Origin of the sequence: Arsenophonus endosymbiont of Crataerina pallida, assembly GCF_964020125.1 — a bacterium.
In the GTDB taxonomy this organism is placed as follows: Bacteria; Pseudomonadota; Gammaproteobacteria; order Enterobacterales; family Enterobacteriaceae; genus Arsenophonus; species Arsenophonus nilaparvatae.
In genome coordinates this window covers 3,166,224-3,183,815 of the sequence record NZ_OZ026540.1, presented here as the reverse complement: position 1 = coordinate 3,183,815, position 17,592 = coordinate 3,166,224, and the positions used below count along the sequence as shown (strand labels likewise).

The 17,592-nt window shown below is 41.3% G+C and carries 14 protein-coding genes and 1 pseudogene; 6 read left to right on the top strand and 9 right to left on the bottom strand.

From position 1 onward, the window contains the following. Window positions 1–138 precede the first annotated feature (138 nt). Genes AACL31_RS16955 through AACL31_RS16915 form a run of 9 tightly spaced genes read right to left on the bottom strand, consistent with a single transcriptional unit; the run spans window position 139 to window position 11,722 of the window. A complete protein-coding gene (locus AACL31_RS16955; protein ID WP_310511643.1) occupies window positions 139–555 on the bottom strand; it encodes a transcriptional regulator in 417 nt (138 codons plus the stop codon). A gap of 7 nt (window positions 556–562) precedes the next feature. Then, window positions 563–1,747, bottom strand: a complete 1,185-nt coding sequence (locus AACL31_RS16950) for an aminotransferase class V-fold PLP-dependent enzyme (RefSeq protein WP_310509717.1) — start codon at window positions 1,745–1,747, stop codon at window positions 563–565. Then, window positions 1,716–2,876 (bottom strand): ABC transporter substrate-binding protein, encoded by a 1,161-nt coding sequence (locus AACL31_RS16945; RefSeq protein WP_310511644.1) that lies wholly within the window; start codon window positions 2,874–2,876, stop codon window positions 1,716–1,718. The genes AACL31_RS16950 and AACL31_RS16945 overlap by 32 nt, the downstream gene beginning before the upstream one ends. Next, window positions 2,873–4,096 carry an MFS transporter gene (locus AACL31_RS16940; protein ID WP_310511645.1) on the bottom strand — a complete coding sequence of 408 codons (1,224 nt, stop codon included), beginning with the start codon at window positions 4,094–4,096 and terminating at the stop codon, window positions 2,873–2,875. The genes AACL31_RS16945 and AACL31_RS16940 overlap by 4 nt, the downstream gene beginning before the upstream one ends. Continuing rightward, on the bottom strand, window positions 4,087–5,277 hold the full coding sequence (locus AACL31_RS16935; protein WP_310511646.1) for an NAD/NADP octopine/nopaline dehydrogenase family protein: 1,191 nt from the start codon (window positions 5,275–5,277) through the stop codon (window positions 4,087–4,089). Before AACL31_RS16935 ends, AACL31_RS16940 begins: the two co-directional genes overlap by 10 nt. Then, complete coding sequence (locus AACL31_RS16930; RefSeq protein WP_310511647.1) at window positions 5,274–6,290, bottom strand: cysteine synthase family protein; 1,017 nt, start codon at window positions 6,288–6,290, stop codon at window positions 5,274–5,276. Before AACL31_RS16930 ends, AACL31_RS16935 begins: the two co-directional genes overlap by 4 nt. Window positions 6,291–6,301: 11 nt before the next feature. Next, on the bottom strand, window positions 6,302–7,705 hold the full coding sequence (locus tag AACL31_RS16925) for a Y4yA family PLP-dependent enzyme (protein WP_310511648.1): 1,404 nt from the start codon (window positions 7,703–7,705) through the stop codon (window positions 6,302–6,304). Window positions 7,706–7,715: 10 nt separating this feature from the next. Next, a complete protein-coding gene (locus tag AACL31_RS16920) occupies window positions 7,716–9,842 on the bottom strand; it encodes a TonB-dependent siderophore receptor (protein WP_339053433.1) in 2,127 nt (708 codons plus the stop codon). Window positions 9,843–9,868: 26 nt separating this feature from the next. Further along, window positions 9,869–11,722: an IucA/IucC family protein gene (locus AACL31_RS16915; protein WP_409013909.1), complete on the bottom strand. Its 1,854-nt coding sequence runs from the start codon at window positions 11,720–11,722 to the stop codon at window positions 9,869–9,871. A 223-nt stretch (window positions 11,723–11,945) separates the two neighbouring features. Here AACL31_RS16915 and AACL31_RS16910 point away from each other — a divergent pair, with 223 nt between their 5' ends. The 6 genes and pseudogenes from AACL31_RS16910 (at window position 11,946) to AACL31_RS16885 (ending at window position 17,544) form a co-directional block, all read left to right on the top strand. Then, window positions 11,946–12,785: a CoA ester lyase gene (locus AACL31_RS16910; RefSeq protein WP_310511650.1), complete on the top strand. Its 840-nt coding sequence runs from the start codon at window positions 11,946–11,948 to the stop codon at window positions 12,783–12,785. 215 nt (window positions 12,786–13,000) lie between these two features. Beyond that, window positions 13,001–13,459: a TonB-dependent receptor domain-containing protein gene (locus AACL31_RS16905; RefSeq protein WP_339053432.1), complete on the top strand. Its 459-nt coding sequence runs from the start codon at window positions 13,001–13,003 to the stop codon at window positions 13,457–13,459. A 138-nt stretch (window positions 13,460–13,597) separates the two neighbouring features. Continuing rightward, entirely contained in the window at window positions 13,598–14,638 is a 1,041-nt protein-coding gene (locus AACL31_RS16900; protein ID WP_310511652.1) for an iron-siderophore ABC transporter substrate-binding protein, read from the top strand. Then, window positions 14,625–15,622: pseudogene (locus AACL31_RS16895) on the top strand (FecCD family ABC transporter permease). Before AACL31_RS16900 ends, AACL31_RS16895 begins: the two are co-directional and overlap by 14 nt. A 3-nt stretch (window positions 15,623–15,625) precedes the next feature. Continuing rightward, window positions 15,626–16,672 (top strand): FecCD family ABC transporter permease, encoded by a 1,047-nt coding sequence (locus AACL31_RS16890; RefSeq protein WP_310511653.1) that lies wholly within the window; start codon window positions 15,626–15,628, stop codon window positions 16,670–16,672. Beyond that, on the top strand, window positions 16,672–17,544 hold the full coding sequence (locus tag AACL31_RS16885; protein ID WP_339053431.1) for an ABC transporter ATP-binding protein: 873 nt from the start codon (window positions 16,672–16,674) through the stop codon (window positions 17,542–17,544). Before AACL31_RS16890 ends, AACL31_RS16885 begins: the two co-directional genes overlap by 1 nt. Window positions 17,545–17,592 lie beyond the last annotated feature (48 nt).

Sequence of the window (17,592 nt, the reverse complement as noted above, 5' to 3'; positions counted from 1 at the left end):
TTAGTAAAATAACCTCTTTTCCATCTTTAGGTCAGGCAACAAACTAGTCATTGAGGTTGGTGATATATAGTTTTACTTATAAATGTTGACAGCGCTTTTTCACTGTCAGCATTTATAACAGCCATTACCTTAATGTATTTAAGAATATGTAACGGGCATGTTTTGCAACTGCTGAATACTAAAATCAACAACAGGAAGTTCTGGAGAAAATAGATGTCTGGTAGTTTTATATGGAAATATTTTCCCTTTACTTACAATATGTTCTCTAATTTTTTCAGGGCAAAAAGGCTCACCGTTACACCAGTGGTAAACACTTACACATTCATAGGTATAATCAAGCATGACACAAGGAAGACATGCTAGACCTAACTGATATGCAGCACAATATCGATGATTACCATCCATAATAATCCCAGTTTGTTTTTCTATTGGGACAGCCGTTATCCATCTCTGACAGTGAATAATCTCCTCTACTAATATTTCTACATGTTCAATGTTGACCTCTTCAGATGGACGGATCAATGCAAGTGGTCGCAATACTACGTTATATATCATGTTTACCTCATCTAATATCAGCAAGTACGTTAAGTAGGGTATCAATCTCTTCTTCACTGTTGTATGCATGCACAGATGCACGTACGACAGCGTCAAGTCCACGATTTTTCATATCAATAAATGTTGAATTAAATCGTGAACAGGAAACATTCATACGACGTGGATGAGTGGATAGATACTTTTGTACATTTTCTGGAATAATATTCTTGACGGTAAACGTAACAATCCCAGATAAATATTTCCCGCGATCATGTATCTGAATGTGAGGTAAATCCTTCAGACCGGTTCTAAGTTGTTTGCCAAGATGAAGAATTCGTTGAGTTATATTTTCCTGGCCTAATGATGTAGCATATGCGGCAGCAGCTCCCAGACCAAGACGATCCGCAATATTAGCTTCCCAGCATTCAAAACGACGTGCGCTATGATTAATGCGATAATGATTAGCACTTTCCAGCTTCGCGGCATGATGATCAAGCAATATTGGCTCTATAGTTGAGCTTAATATGTTATCTATCCATAGAAAACCAGTACCACGTGGAGCACGTAAGTATTTGCGACCAGAAGCGGTTAGTACATGACAGCCAATTTTTTTGATATCCAATGGTAAATGCCCAATTCCCTGGCAGGCATCCAGAAAAAACCATACGCCTGCTTCACGCGCGAGTGCGCCAATTTCCTCGACGGGTTGTATTGGCCCACCATGTGTACCAAGCAATGGTAGGCTTATTAATCGGACATTGGGATTATCCAATGCTTTCTTTAGGTGTTCCAAACAAACAGCACCAGTTTCATCTTCATTCAGTACTTTAACCTTTATACCATCTCGTTTTTGTCTTTGCAGATAAGGTATATAATTTCCTGCATACTCAGTTGTTGAGGTAAGAAGAATGTCACCAAATTTCAATGGTAAAGAATAAAAAGCCATATCCCAGGCACGAGTCGCATTCTCCATCAGTGCGATATCAGCAGGTTTTGCATTGATAAGCGTTGCTAGTTCCTGATAGACATTTTCAATTGACTGTCGCTGGGTCACAGCAGCTTCATAGCCACCGATGGTGATTTCTCTGGAGTAATGTTCCTTTATCGCACGTATAACGGGTTCAGGCATTAAACTTGCCCCGGCATTATTAAAATGGATGACATGCTCCGTTCCTGGAGTATCAGCGCGAAGCTGTGTCAGACAAAGTGTCACTATTATGCCCCTCTGCTTTCAGACTAACCATATATCCTGCTAAGTACGGAATGGGAAGGAATTCATGATGAAGACGACGAAATGTATCATCGGGATCAAGTTCACTGAATAGTTCAGGATGGATCCATTTTGCTAATTGCTGGATGGCAATGACATCGTAAGGACTGTTGTAGAACTGATGCCAAATAGCGAAAAATGCATTATTATGCTGAGCTGAACTGTTTTTATAGGCAGGGCGGGTAGTAAACCATGCTAGTCTAGTTTGGGCTTCTTTAATATCCGCACCAGGGCCGAGAGGTATCCATCGCCCACCAGGTACTGATGCCTGAAAATTACCACTGGTCAAAATTACTATATCGGGATTGGCTGATACTATCTGCTCTGGATTGATGGTAAAAAAGGAACCTGGAGATAACGATGCAGCTATGTTTTCTCCCCCAGTAAGTTTGACAAATCGCCCAAAACTTCCTTTACCAAACGTCATACAACACTCATCTGAATATCCCCCTAGACGCTCAAGAAACACTTTAGGTAGGGGAGACGTTAACTTATTTACCTGGGAGGTTACACGTTTTAGCTCCATATCACGGAATTGAAGGTAGGCGGTGGCAAGCTCCATTTTGCCAAACAGTTTGCCAAACAGTTTTACCGTCGGGGGAATATGTGCTATTGGTTCATAACGAAAGTCAACATAGACGATAGGGATCCCGGCGCTGGAAAGCGCCGCCTCATATCCTGAATCTACGATCGCTTTTCTTGCATCCATGTTCATGATGATAACGTCAGGTTTGAGGCTAATGGCCAGCTCTACATCGAAAGTTCCCTGTTCGCTACCACCAAAAGTAGGGATTTTTTCCAAAAGGGGAAAACGTTTTCGATACTGTTGCCATGTCGCTGGATCTGACTGAATTAAATCCTTTCTCCAGGCAACCACTCGCTTAGCTGGATTTTCCTTATCTAACATTGCAACGAGGTAAAGTTGTCGACCTTCGCCTAGGATCACGCGCTGAACCGGAAGTTTGACTGACACAGTTCTACCGAGGAGATCGGTCACCGAAGTAACTATTTGTTCCGCTTGTACACTGGAAGAAATTAGCAGTATGGTAAAAAATAAAAACCTTACTATCATAGCTCATACCCTATAGATTTATTTGATTCTTTGGAGGAGTGGCTAACTTTCAACGTGATAAAAAATGTGATGAGATACATTACAGCGACACAAATAAACAAAGCAGGCAATCCTGGCCAAAGAAAAGTTACTCCACCAAGAGCAATACCCGCAATAGAAGCAAACTGGCTTATACTTTGTGTCAGGCCAAGTACATAACTTTGTTCTCCCTTAGCCGCGGCACGAGAGATTAATGCGGTTAGTATGGGTGTTGTTGCGCCAAGCAATACTCCCCACAAAAAATAGAGGGCAATAAACAACCCAGTTTGACGCACAGCTGCAAGCAGCAAGGTTATAAGGAAACAACCGATTATTATGCTCAACATACGCTTTAGGGTGGCGTGCATATTATGAGGTTCGAACCACCGTGCCCAAAATGTAGCAGAAACGATTACACCAGTAGCCTGTAAACCATATGCCAATCCTATCAACCAGTTCGGAGCATTGAAAAGGCTGGTAACATAAAGTGAAAACGGGGTTTGCGTTATCATTCTGCTCATTAATAGCAGACTAAGAATAAGCAATAATCCAACCATTGCTCTATTATTGACGGTACGTAAAGTGCTTTTTCCTTCTGGGAGAGGGGAGGCGGTCGATGTGCTTTTAGTCGGGCCATCATCAGGTAATACTAGGAGCACCAAAAGAGCACATAGAGCACAAATAATGGATGCACTCAGATTGATCCAGAAAAAGCTCAATAGATCGAGAATAGCTCCGCCAGTGATAGCACCCAAAAGTGCTCCTGTATTAGTAGAAACCTGCAACCATGCGAATAAACGTGTATGTTGTGATGCCGGTACCATGGCAATACCATAAGCCTGTGCTGGAGCGATATACCCGGCACAAGCGCCCTGAACAAAACGCAGAATAAGTACAATCCATACATCATTTGCGAAGGCGAGTCCTAACTGCGTTAGAGCAAGGCCAGCCAGTGCGCGGATCATCATTGTTTTATTGCCGATCCTGTCACCAACGCGCCCCCAGAACGCGCTTGTCAATATAATGCCTAGCATAGGGGCAATATAAACACCGGTGCCGGCAAAACTCAGCAGTTCCTGCGATGTCATACTTGCTAAATGTAACGGCCAGAAAGGTCCGCTCATCTCCATTGCGCCCATTGAGAGCAATTGTACGATAAACAAGAACTGAACAATAAACACTACGCTACCTGTCACGCGCATTCTGTTACCACCCTAATTTCCGGCCAACTGGCGGGGATAGGGACGGTGGCACTGTTTTCCCCTATATACTCACAACACCAAAGATAGATTTCATTGATATAAAGATAGATTTCATTGATATAAGGCACTGGCACATTAAGGCGTTTTCCAATAGCAACCAAAAGGCTAAGACCACAGGCAATATCTTCCTGAAAGACTCTATGGTGTTGATCAAAAACATATCCTTCTTCATTTTTAGCTTTAATGAGAGGGAGCGGAATTCCTTCGTATGCCTGATTCGTTCTTAAAACACTTAACAATGTACGAGAATCAGCAATAAGATCACCGTAGGCCTCGACGATTTCCTGCTGCAAAGGTTGTACTGAGCTGAGATCGATGTGAAGTGCAGCCTCAGCTGCTTTACGTAGCAACTGATTTTCTTCATCACAACGGGCAAGGAAGTAGGCACCTAACTCTGGGCAATCATTCCACCAACAAGGGATATGGCTAAAGGAATGTTTGTGCCACTGCCCCCATGGGCCGATTAAACCGTAAATTACGGAGCCATGCATAATTGGATTACCTGGAGTTAGGGTAATTTCCAGGTAATCAGCAAGTAGCATCACAGGTGATTCATAAAGTTGGTTTAGATAACCAATTAATATTTCAGCCATTTCTGGCTTTTCTCTACGGTGTAATGCAACATAAAGATGTGATTTAGCGCCACCAAGTTTGACACTTTTCCCCCGGATAAGCTCAAAAGCAATATGGGAAACATCTTTCATCCCCCATAATACGATGTTAGGAAGAGTTCCTAAACGATACTCTGCCAGCCAGTCAAAACCACCAAAACCAGGAATTGCACCGACAAACACCGGTTTATTACGTGGCAGTGCTGGCTGAATAAGTTTTAGTACATTATCTCTTACATGAATTGGTGTAGTAATTATAATAACATCTGCATCACGGCAAGCTTCATAAGGACACGCTGTTACACAAGAGGGACTCGCTTTTAATAGGGTTCCGTCATTCAATAACGCATGAATTTGCCCACCATTTTTTCTATAGGTGGCAGGAAATTCGGGTTGGCTGCTGAAAAGCGTAACGTCGACTTTAGGATTTTGACTGAATAAAACCGCTGCAAGGTGACCGGTATTACCAGCACCACAGATAGTTACTTTCAGTTTATACTCAGCGATCATGATTTACACTCCAGAATTGCGGAAGAAGCAAACCAGTTATCAAGTTGATCCCAGATTTCTGGAGCAGTCAAATCTCGTTCTTTAAGCCATTCTTCATTGAAAATAGTGTGCAGATATTTTTCACCTCCATCAGCGATGACCAGCGCCACATTGCCCTTGATTATCCCTTTACCGATTAGTTCTAGCGCCTTATAAATTGCTCCCCCAGTAGAACCGCCAACCAATAAACCAAAACGTCGAGCAAGATAACGGGCTGTTTCAAAAGCGCAAGCGTCAGAAACCTGTTCGCCGTAATCAATGCAGCTATAATCTAGCACTAGGCCAACCGTATCCCCTTTTGGTGTTCCTGTCCCTGACTGGTAATATGGCTTGCCTGGTTTGCTAAATACGATGGAACCTTCCGGTTCAACAGCGATAGTGACAGTATCAGGATTATGAATCTTGAGCCCGTGTGCAATACCCGTTATCGAACCACCAGTGCCGACGCAGCCTACCCATGCGTCAACCCGACCAATTTGGTGGACAATTTCACGAACCAGATCAGCATACCCACCTGCGTTGGCGGCATTATCAGATTGATTCGTAAAGACCGCACCTGATATTTCACTGGCAATCTCGGCGGCCATACGTTGGCGTTCAATAACAGCGACTTCATTTTCACCATAGTCACCTTTAATATAGCGGATCTCAGCCCCCAACGCTCGCATGATGGATATTTTGTCCTGAGCAGCATGGTGATCGACAACGGCGATAAATTTAAGACCAAATTCAATAGAGGCTAACGCTAATCCAATACCGGTGTTTCCAGAAGATGACTCAACAATCGTTCCACCCGGTTGGATGCGCCCAGATTTAAGTGCCGCAACAATCATATTTCTGGCCATACGGTCTTTCATACTACCACCAGGGTTATTTTTCTCGACTTTGATGTATAACCGGGAGTCTGCTTGTGTCAATGGCAACTGTATGACAGGAGTATTGCCAATTAAATCAGTTACTTTGCTGAAAATCATTTAAAAATTCCTTAATTGTCAACGGTGAACATCAATTTATTACTGGGATTCATCAATGCGGTAAGTCGTGTTGGGAGTGGATGACGATGGAATTGATTTTCCAGTAAATCCATCTGATAACCGGCAGTGTTAACAAAGACCAAAAGATCCCCAGGTTGAGGTAAGTGAAGAAACGAAATCAGTCGATTAGTAATGACATCTTCATCCAGGCAACTATGCCCAGCAATCCATGCTTTCCCTGGTGAGTGATTTTGAGCGTGATTACTGGATCGAAGATGGATTGGGTCGATTAGAAATTCAGAATTAAACCAGGTCTCGCAAGCACTGAAACTACTACCTTCAACAAATATAACAGAACTGTCATCGGTGTGAGGGCGGACTCGACATACTCGAAATACGCTTATGGCGCTCTGATTTACCAGGCTTCTACCTGGCTCAATACAAAGTGTTAAACCTTCCTTACACAAAATATCAGATATACGATCACCTACAGAGTTTTGACTCTCTAGAAATACTGTTAACCATTGTTCAGCATTGAGTTCACCACCATATGGGTAAAAGCATGCAGGAATCTTACCCGTACGATAATCTACAAATTTTTGTGAGGATAACCAAGTTTTGTAACACTGACTTTCTACATACTGTACTGGTAACCCTCCTCCGATATCGATAATTCGAGGATCTAATCCAAGGTTACGGGCGTATGTAATTAATGGTAAGGTGTCAAGCAAAGCACTAACCCTTGTTTCAGGAGCATAACCGCTGAGATGAAAATGAAAACCAGCAAGTTCTAGGTGCTTATTGTCTGCCAGAGAATGAAGAGCGATGATAATTTCATCGCTTAACATACCAAAACGGCTGGAGCAATTTGCATTTGGACGCAGTCGTAGCAATAGACTAATTTTTTCGAAATTTCCTCTCCAGATCTGAGCAAGTTCAATAATATCCCGTAGTTCCTGATAAGAATCTACCGCAATCCGTGCCTCCTTAAGAATTAGTTCCTGCAAAAAATCACGCGTTTTGGCCGGCCCAGTTGCGCACAGATCAACTCCATGGCATCCAGCACGTATGGCATCATGTAATTCCTGGAGGCTGGAAACATCTGCACCAGCTCCAGCAGATACTGCAGCTTGTAGTAGCGCCTGTGATTTGTTAACTTTTACCCCATAATAAAATTTACTTTTAATACCGAAACTCGCTGTAACCGCAGCCATAGCTTTAAGATTATTAGCCACAGTATGCGGCCAGACGATATTGAGTGGCGAGCTATACATATCCGTTAAGCAGGTAAGAATTTCTGGCGACTGTAGTAACCAGTCAGTAATTACTGGATCGAGGTAGGGAGGTAAATCTCTGGCAAAGTTTACCTGCCAGGAAGTTTTTTGGGGATTAGCAATGTTGAGTAGTGAAGACATTTTTATTACCTCAAAAATCAACGGTTACTGAAGCAAGGAAAGTGCGTGGAGCGCCTTGTGCAATCGTGCTGTAGGAAGCAACGCCTGCCCAGTAATGACGGTCAAACACATTCTGCACATCAAAACGGAAGATGGCCGGAATACTATAAACCTGAGTTTTATAGGCAACCCCCATATCTACTGTTATCCATGAACCAATGGACTGAGTGTTTGCCTGATTGACATACTGTTTTCCGCTGTAATTGATTTGACTGTTCAGCGAAAGTCCATTTAATACTGGTAAGGCATATTTCACGCCTAGGTTTGCCTGTACTGGAGATACGCCAACAGGTTTATTACCTCGAACACCAGAGGTTGGTGATTTAGTCAGTTCAGCATCAATCAGTGAGAGACTTCCTGTCATGCGTAGACCCTCCAGTGGTTCCCCTGAAAGATTCAGTTCGATCCCTCGGTTGCGTTGTTCATTGTTAGTGCTGAAGGTATTATTACTATCAATTGCTCCACTTGGTTTTGTTATTTGGAAGAGTGCAAGGTTAATCAGAAGTTCACCTAGATTATATTTGACCCCGACTTCGTACTGGTTTGAGCGATAAGGTCGCATAACCTGGCCTGCATTCTTAGCAGTTCCAGGAGCTATATCGCCTTTACTAAGTCCTTCAATATAGTTTGCGTATAGTGACAAAGATTGCCATGGTCGATAGACCAGTCCAAGCATTGTGGTAAAGGCCGATTCGTCATACGTCGATGAGCGTTCTCCGTTAGCGGAAAAATTATCGGAACGAACTCTTTGGAAGCGAATACCAGGGATAATATCAACACTGCCATCGAGAAGTGTAAGCGTATCGGCTAATGCCAGACCACTCAGTTGGTTTGAAGATATTTTGGGTACATGAGTTGGGGTAGGTGGCATAGTGACATCTTCTGCTGTTGGAGAGTAAATATTGGAATTAACCTTTTGTCCCCATGTACTAGCAACAGCTAGGCGATCATGATAGTAACTGGCCTGAAACGTCATCTCATGTTCTACTGGTCCGGTTGTAAAATAGCTCTTAGCACCTGTTTCTAAAGTGTAACGATTTACATTAAACCGAAAATTAGTAATAGTTGATACGACATCTCCCCGTTCATTGATAATTTTTGGTGTTTGTTCCGATATGCGTGAGACAAAAGAACGACCACCTCCTGCGTTAGCAAAAAAGGTTACATTATCATTAATGTCGTACTCAGTGTGGAGTAATACACCTTGGTCACGGATCTTCCACCACATTCCCTTTTGAGCAATGTTTGTCTTTCCATCTGGAGCTGCTGGGACATCAATATTGGGGGAAACGGTAAAAGGTCGGTTAGGTGATTTTGCGTGCTGATATTGATCCAGTAAGTCAAGAGATACCCGGAATCCACCTTTTGCATAATCAAGTGCAAGTGCGCCAAGAGCTGCATTTTTACTGGCATTATTTAGTGATAAATTACCACTATTACCTCCACCATTAAAACGAATTCCCCACATTTCACCATCTGGATTTGACCATAATCGGCCAACATCGATGTAGGTGCCAAATTGGCTATCTGATTCCCAGGTTGTTGTAATCTGAGTAACATCCCTATTGGTTGCACGTTTAGTTACTGCATTGATTACACCGCCAACACCGCCATTAGGTGACATACCGTACAACCCAGCACCTGGTCCCTTAAGCACCTCAATGCATTCAAGATATTGGGTTAAGAGTTGATAGTTAGGAGCAACACCATAAACACCATTCAGTGCGACTTCACCAATGTTACCTTCACCAAGAGGAAATCCCCTTATCATAAAGGAATCCAGAATACCGCCAGAAAGAGCGGTAACACGGACTGACGAATCGTGTTGAATAACATCTCCAAGTGTTTTGGCTTGACGATCATTAATATATTTAGAAGTGTAACCTTTGATACTGAACGGGGTATTTTGTACGTTTTTACTTCCTAACAGGCCAATATTGGCTCGTTGTATAATATCGCCATCGTCAGTTGCATTTGATGTTTTTCCGATAACAACAATTGGTTCCTCCTCGCTGGCAGCGCTCAGCGTAATGTGGCTAGTAAAAACAAAAGTAGTAAGATGGCATAGCAAAATAGTTTTATTACGATTTACTGTCATCGCTTTATTCTCAGAAATCACTCTTATCAGGCGAGCAGAGGGTTATTAAGACCATGTTGTATACGGTAATCGGTATATTGTTGTAAATGCATTCTCATTAATGAACGCGTGAACCATGGATGATGCATGAAATGCTGTCGTTCCTGATCCCAGAATTGTTCATCAAGACGTGGTCGTAGTTCGTTGAAAACACGTTCTAGTTCTTCACCGAGAATGTTCCACATCCGATTATCTGTAATGTGATAAAGATCGGTCAAAAACCAAGCAAGTTCGTGTAAGTGACTAACAAAGCAAGCATCCACGACGAATGTTCTCACGGGCTCAATGTCGTCTTCAAATACAGTGGATAAAATACCTGGCCATGAATAAGGTTTAAGTTCATAACCTTGTTTACGAAGAGCAGGAGCCCAAGTGCGGCCATCACCAAAGTCACGAATAAGCATTGCCTGCGCCATACCCTTTTCATCAAACAAAATCTGAGTATTTTGTTGATGAGCTTCGAGAGCTACTCCATAAATCAGATACATTGCCAGGACAGGTTTAAGCACAATGTACGCATAATTACGGAACCAGTTACTCGGATCCTGACCCGATAATTCAATAAATTCACTGACTACGGGTAGTGGTCGGTGAGGTAATTCGGTAAATAACGCCGCGACCGTTACTGCCAGCGTATTAGACTCTATTTGCCAAGGTGATGTGTTGCGGAATACGACTGAAAGGAATTCACCTTCCGCATCATTTTTCCGTTCCGGATGAAGGAAATGCCATGCAGCCTCTTCACGGAAGCAATCAAGCATACCATCAAAGCCATTTTCCGCTTTTAAGATCGCATCAATGATTGTACTAATGCGTGGACCCATATGAATCGATTTAGCTTGCAAACTGCGCATTTCACTTGTCATCCAGATTGCGACTGGTAATTTGATAAAAGGCAATTTAGATGAGGTTGGTAGCATAGTCCTGAATGACATGGAAGGTGCTGTTTCAAGCATAGGGCCATCGGTCAGGAGTATTCCATCTTTAATTTCTTTCGCAAAATGTTTATGGATCCAGTGTTTGAGATGCCATGGATGGAGAGGAAGGGGAAGCCACATGCCAGGTTCGAGTCCTTCATTTTTCAACCACTCACACCATATCGGCCAAGTATCAGGAAAAACCTCTGAAAGCCATTGATGAATATCTTTAACATGAGGCATTTTTTCGCAATATGTCATGTCTGCTCGTAAAGCCCCTATACGAAGGGTAACTCGAGCACCAAATTCGGCAGATAAATCTTCAATATCCTGCTCATTCAATCCTGGACGAGATTTCCAGGTTGGATAGTAGGGATGTCCTTCCAGTGCTCCCCATTGATCGAGGAGAGTCGCTCCATCACGTATATCATGGTGTGCCCTTACCCATTTGGTAAAAAATCTTTCATCATCCTTTGCCATTTTTTTGGCAATAGTTGCCCGCCAATTCTTCCTGTGTTTTCTAGCCATTCTGTCATTGTGGATGCTATTTGCGACATCATCATTGAATTGGTTTATCCCTTCCATGGTTGGCCTGAAATCAAGATCATTTAGAATAATATCAATCAAATGTTCATGTGTTTGAATCTGTACTTTATGGCCATTGGAACTTTCAAGGAATATATTCCCTCTATTAATAATTGTATTGGCTGGATAAATTGTTGTTTTTTCAAAATGAAGTTTGCTAATGCCATCAGAAAGAGGGTATGAAACCTGATTATTAGAAATAATAACTTGTGTCACATCCAATAACTTTTCTGCAAAAAGGCATCGGACTATTCTGGTCAGTGCGTTGCGCATTGAATAATCAAATAAATTGGTATGATTATTCTTATTCGTGCTTAATTTCCCTGGCTGTTCCATCATTTTCTCTTTCTAGGTTAGAGTGTTGAAACTATAAAAGTCATACTTTTTGAAAAAATAATACTAATCACGTTACGAGTCTTGAAAAATTCAAGTCACTAAGTTAGCATCAAAATTAATTCATGTAAATGATAATAAATATCATTATCATTCGCATTGTCTATTATCGTGACCAGTTTGCAAAATGGATAAAATTAATTTATTATCAACAAATTAGGTGGTTTTTATGAAGGAAGATGTCACATATCTTTTTGTCCCTGCAAATAAAAAGGAGTTATTTTCTAAAGCTCTTGAATGCGGTGCCGACGCAATAATTATTGACCTAGAAGACTCTGTTCACCCTACAGAAAAAACTCATGGGCGTGAGAATATTGTGAGTTGGTTTGCTGCTGTGAATGGGGATTCGATTACAACGAAAATTTATATCAGGATTGACCATCCAGAATGTGTTGACTTTATTCACGATGTAAAAATGCTAAATTCATTAGTGGGGGCTTCGATAACAGGTATTATGGTGCCCAAAATGGAATCTGGCGATACGATAGATAGAATAAAAAATCATTTAACAGATAAACTGACAGAACTCCCATTTATTGGCATCATCGAAACAGCCCGAGGAGTACACTGCTCTTACGCTATTGCTACAAGTGGTATTACAAGAATAGCATTTGGCTCTCTGGATTATTCTCTGGATATAAATTGTCAGCAAACGTCGGATGCATTTCTTTACGCACGGAGCCAAATTGTTGTAGCCTCACGTGTTGCTAACCTTTCAGCTCCAATTGATTGTGTTACCCCTGATTTTTTTTCATCCGATACTTTGTCTGTTGATGCACAGCATGCTCAATCATTGGGTTTTGGTGCGAAATTATGTATTCATCCAAAACAAGTTTCTATTGTAGCTAAAGTGTTCTCGCCAAGTGAGGAGCAAAAACAATGGGTCATTAAGGTTATTGAGCAATCGAAAGATAATTACGCTTTTCAGGTAGAAGGAGTTATGGTAGATTTACCATTGATAAAGCAGGCTTCACGTCTACTGGGAAAAAGTGACAGAAAATTTAAATAAAAATAATTACTGAAAAGATAGAATAGACAAGGATCACTAACATATCGTCAATATTGTACGTCAAGTATGCGAGCGGTTTGACATTATTGTTTTTTACTAAGCCATTAATAAATAGCACGGCGTAACAATGCGCTAACTTTAGATTCCAGTCTGACTGTTTCAACCATTAACCAGTCAGTGGGTAAAATTTTGAGCTAGGAATTAAGGGTATTGCGATGGATAATGGTGTCGATTATTCATTAGCACTATTTGAGATCCGGCAGAATAACTTTACCCAATTAGATAACAATGCTCCGCGACGTCCGGATGGCGCTAGGGTTTATTATGCTATTGATGGTATTAAAACCCGAGGTTTTGAAGTTGAAGTCAGCGGTCAGATCACCGATGATTGGAAAATTTATGCCGGTTATACCCAGTTCCGAGGTGTAGATTCGGATGGTAAACGTATCAATAGAGAAACGCCAAATAGATTATTTAAACTGTTTTCAACTTATACTTTGCCAGGAGTGATGAACAATCTAACGATTGGTGGTGGCGTTAACTGGCAAGATCAGACTTGGCAGCTGCTCGATGGGCCGCGTAAGAAACCGGTTAAAGCTGAAAAGGCAAGCTTTGCTGTTGTTAACTTGAAGGGGCGTTATCAATTTAACACCAGCGCTTTCGCTAACAGTTAATTTGAATAATCTGTTTGATAAAACTTATTACACGCAATTGGGTGATTACAAACAATATTACTATGGTGCCCCTCGTAATATTGAAGCAACACTCAATTATCAGTTTTAATTAAATAATAGATTTAAAGGTTATTAATAATGGTACTGCGACAACGATTAATATTTTATAAAATGGGGTTCACAGTACCATTGGTATTAATGATAATTTTATTAACAGCTTGTGATAGACCGCCAGTAGTAAGCAATTTAGCGTCAGAGACTATCGGTTATCCTAAAACTATCATTACCGCACTTGGCAAAGCGGAAATTGACCAATCACCGCGACGGATTGTGGCATTGGGAAGCGGTAGTGAGGATATCTTATTAGCCCTTGGGATCGTGCCTATTGCGATTGAGTCACATTATTGGGGTGGCGATAGACAAGGATATTTACCCTGGTTTAAGGAGGAAATTGAACGGCGTGGCGCCAGGTTACCGGTTATCATTGAAATGTATCCAGAATTGGATATAGAAAAAATTATTAAATTAAAACCTGATTTAATTCTGGCAACCCAATCAGGTATCACCCAAGCGGATTTTAATGCGTTATCTTATTTTGCTCCGGTGGTGGCATATCCAGATAAACCCTGGCAGACAACACCGCAACAGCAAATTAAATTAATTGCTAATGCATTAGATAAACAGCCGCAGGGAAAAAAATTGAGCGCTGAACTTGATGCGATGTTAGTCGCAGCCGGTCATCGCATCCCTAATATACAAAACTATCAATTTGCTTATATTAAGGCTGGGACGACAGCGAATAGTTTATCCATTTATGTAAAAAATGATCCACGGGTAGATACATTGGTTCATATTGGTTTGTCATTATTGCCATTGGCAAAAACCGTCACGGCTCCTTTTGGTAGTTTTGCTGTCAATATTGGTTTGGAAAATGCTGATTTACTGAATGATGCTGATATTTTGTTGACCTGGTATAACAGCGAAAAAGAGCGACAACAAACCGAATCTCAGCCGCTATTTCAATCGATACGGGCAGTTCGTCAGGGCGTTTATATTCCATTAACGGATCAAGCGCTAGTCATATCTATGTCGTATGGCTCGCCACTCAGTTTACGTTGGGGATTACCAAAATTTATGTTATTACTGCAGCAGGAGTTAGCCAAGCATGATAAATCCTAAGCGGCGTATTTCCCGGGTGTTGGGATTAATATTAATGTTGCTATTGACCTGCCTTTGTATTCTGGCCAGTTTAAGTTTTGGTTCAAAACCCGTACCGTTATCAGCAGTTTGGCAACATTATTGGTTTAATAGTCAAGTTAATTATTATGATTTAATCATTGAGGCACGAGAGTCCCGTACCTTTATTGGATTAATGGCGGGGGCAGCGTTAGCGTTAGCAGGCGCAGTGACGCAAGGATTGCTGCGTAATCCGCTTGGCGATCCTGGTTTATTAGGCATCAATGCCGGTGCAGCAGCGGTGGTTTTATGCTCTTTAGTGCCAGTACTAACTAATGTTTCTCATTTTTGGGCAGCGCTAGTTTATCCACTTTACTGTTTTATTTTATGAGTGGTAGTCGCCTTAATACTAACCCGGTAAGGCTAATTTTAACTGGCGTCGCTATCAATGCTTGTTTATTGGCGGTAGTGCAAGGCATTATTCTAATCAACCCACAAGCGATGGATAGTTATCGTTTTTGGATCATGGGCGCTTTAAATGCAGTATCGTTAACAGAGGCTGGTTGGTTAATCCCTTATTTATTAGTGGCTATTATCTTAACATTTTCACTGAGTGCAGCATTAAATATTATGGTCTTTGGTGACGGCATTGTGCATTCTTTGGGGGGGAATGTCGCGCGTACCCGTCTATTGTCGCTATTAAGTGTTAGCATGCTGGCGGCTGTTGCAACCGCAATGGCTGGGCCGATTGCTTTTATAGGTTTAGTGGCGCCACATTTAATGCGAGCCTGGATAGGTAGTGATTTTCGTTGGTTATTGCCTTATAGCATGTTAGCTGGCTCATGTTTGTTATTAATATCTGATGTGATAGCACGACTAGTCATTGCGCCAGAAGAAGTAATGGTTGGTACTATTACCGCGGTAGTTGGTGCGCCTTTGCTTTATTGGGTAGTCAAAAAACCAACTGATAGCAGGATGGTAGAATAAAGTATGATGCAGATCGATTTGTCAGCTAATCAAACGGGCACTAAAACATTTGGCATAGGAAATATACGATTTATTGCCCCTTCATGGCAGACGTCCAGTAGAATATTATTCTTATTTCTTTTGTTAGTTTTATTTTTATATCTGATTTTAGCGTTTGGACGGGAAGGGATAGATAATCCTTGGTTAGAGATGAACACCCGTTATCAGCAATTTATTCTATTACAAATCCGTTTACCTAGAGCATTAGTTGCCATCGGTGCGGGTATGACGTTGGCGCTTTCAGGCGCACTTTTTCAGATCACTACGCGTAATGCATTAGGCAGTCCAGATATTATTGGTATTAATGCCGGAGCAGCGGTTGGCATTATGTTGGTGTTACTATTCTGGCCTGGTGTTTTACCTATTCCTGTTGGAGCGTTAATAGGGGCTGTTGTTGCGGTATTATTGGTTTATGTTGCTAATGGCGCCGTAAATGGCGAAATACAGACGGCTAAAATTGTTCTCTCAGGTATTGCTGTAGCTGCTTTATGTATGGCGTTAGTTGATTTTGCTATTTCGAATACGCGTATTGAGCAGGCGCAACAAATTCGGTCACTGTTAAGTGGCAGTTTGGCTAATCGGGGTTGGCAGGATGTTGTGCTGATCAGTAGTATGTTGGTTTTTATGCCAATTCTGTTTTGGTTGGGTAAGCAGTTGAACTATATCAGTTTAGGTAATGATATCGCTATTACACTTGGTGTTCCTGTTCGGTTGGTGCAAATTATCAGCATATTATTAGCGATTATTTTTGCCACCCTATCAGTATTGGTTGTTGGGCCGGTTGCTTTTGTTGCGCTAGCGGCACCGCAAATTGCCCGGCGACTCATTTTGCATAAAGGTGTAGCACTATTTTGTTCTATGCTAGTTGGCGCTTTATTAATGTTGAGTGCTGATTTTATTACTCTAATATTGCCCACGCCTGGGCGTTTAACGGTAGGTTTAGTCACGGCAGTCATTGGTGGGATTTATTTAATGTACTTATTGTATATGGAATTTAGGAGAATAGGCTAATGGTATCATCTACTCATTCTCCCTTTGTTGCTTCACGGCTGACAGCCCATGATGTCTCTGTTGGATATGGCAAAAAAAGCATTATTAAAGATGTAAATATAGCTATTTATGATAACGAATTTAGTGTCATTATCGGACCTAACGGCTGTGGTAAATCAACCTTATTAAAAACCTTTAGTCATATTATGCAGCCGCAGTCTGGTGAAATTCGATTAGATGATAATGATGTTTTCCATGCTAAACCTAAATGGGTTGCTCGGCAGCTCTCATTATTAGCACAAGGCGCTGTTATCACTGAACCATTGACTATCTATGAACTTGTTTCACGCGGACGTTATCCTTATCAATCTTTTTTATTACAGTGGTCAGCAGAAGATGAACGGGCGGTACATGATGCACTAAAGGCGGTAGATCTTTGGCCTATGGCGCAAAAATTAGTCAGTGAATTATCAGGCGGTCAGCGTCAGCGAGTCTGGTTTGCGATGACACTTGCTCAACAAACGCCCATCATTTTATTAGATGAACCAACAACCTATTTAGATATAGCCCATCAAATTGAAATGCTTGATCTTTGTCAACGTTTGCATCAGCAAGGGAAAACGTTAGTGTTGGTGCTGCATGACATTAACCTGGCTTTACGTTATGCCTCGCGTCTAATTATGATGAAAGAGGGGCAAATCTATGCTGAAGGAAAACCTGAAAAAATTATTACTGAACAGAATATTAAAAATGTATTTGGTTTGCCATGCCGTATTATTTCAGATCCTGAATCGGGTAAACCATTAATTATTCCAAAATATAAAATAAATAATCGACAGAATATTTTTTATATTTTAGGATTGAAAATAAAAAAATCAGAGAATATGGCATGAGAAATAAAAAACCTTACTTAGTATTAAAGTGAGGTTTTTTTGTTAAAA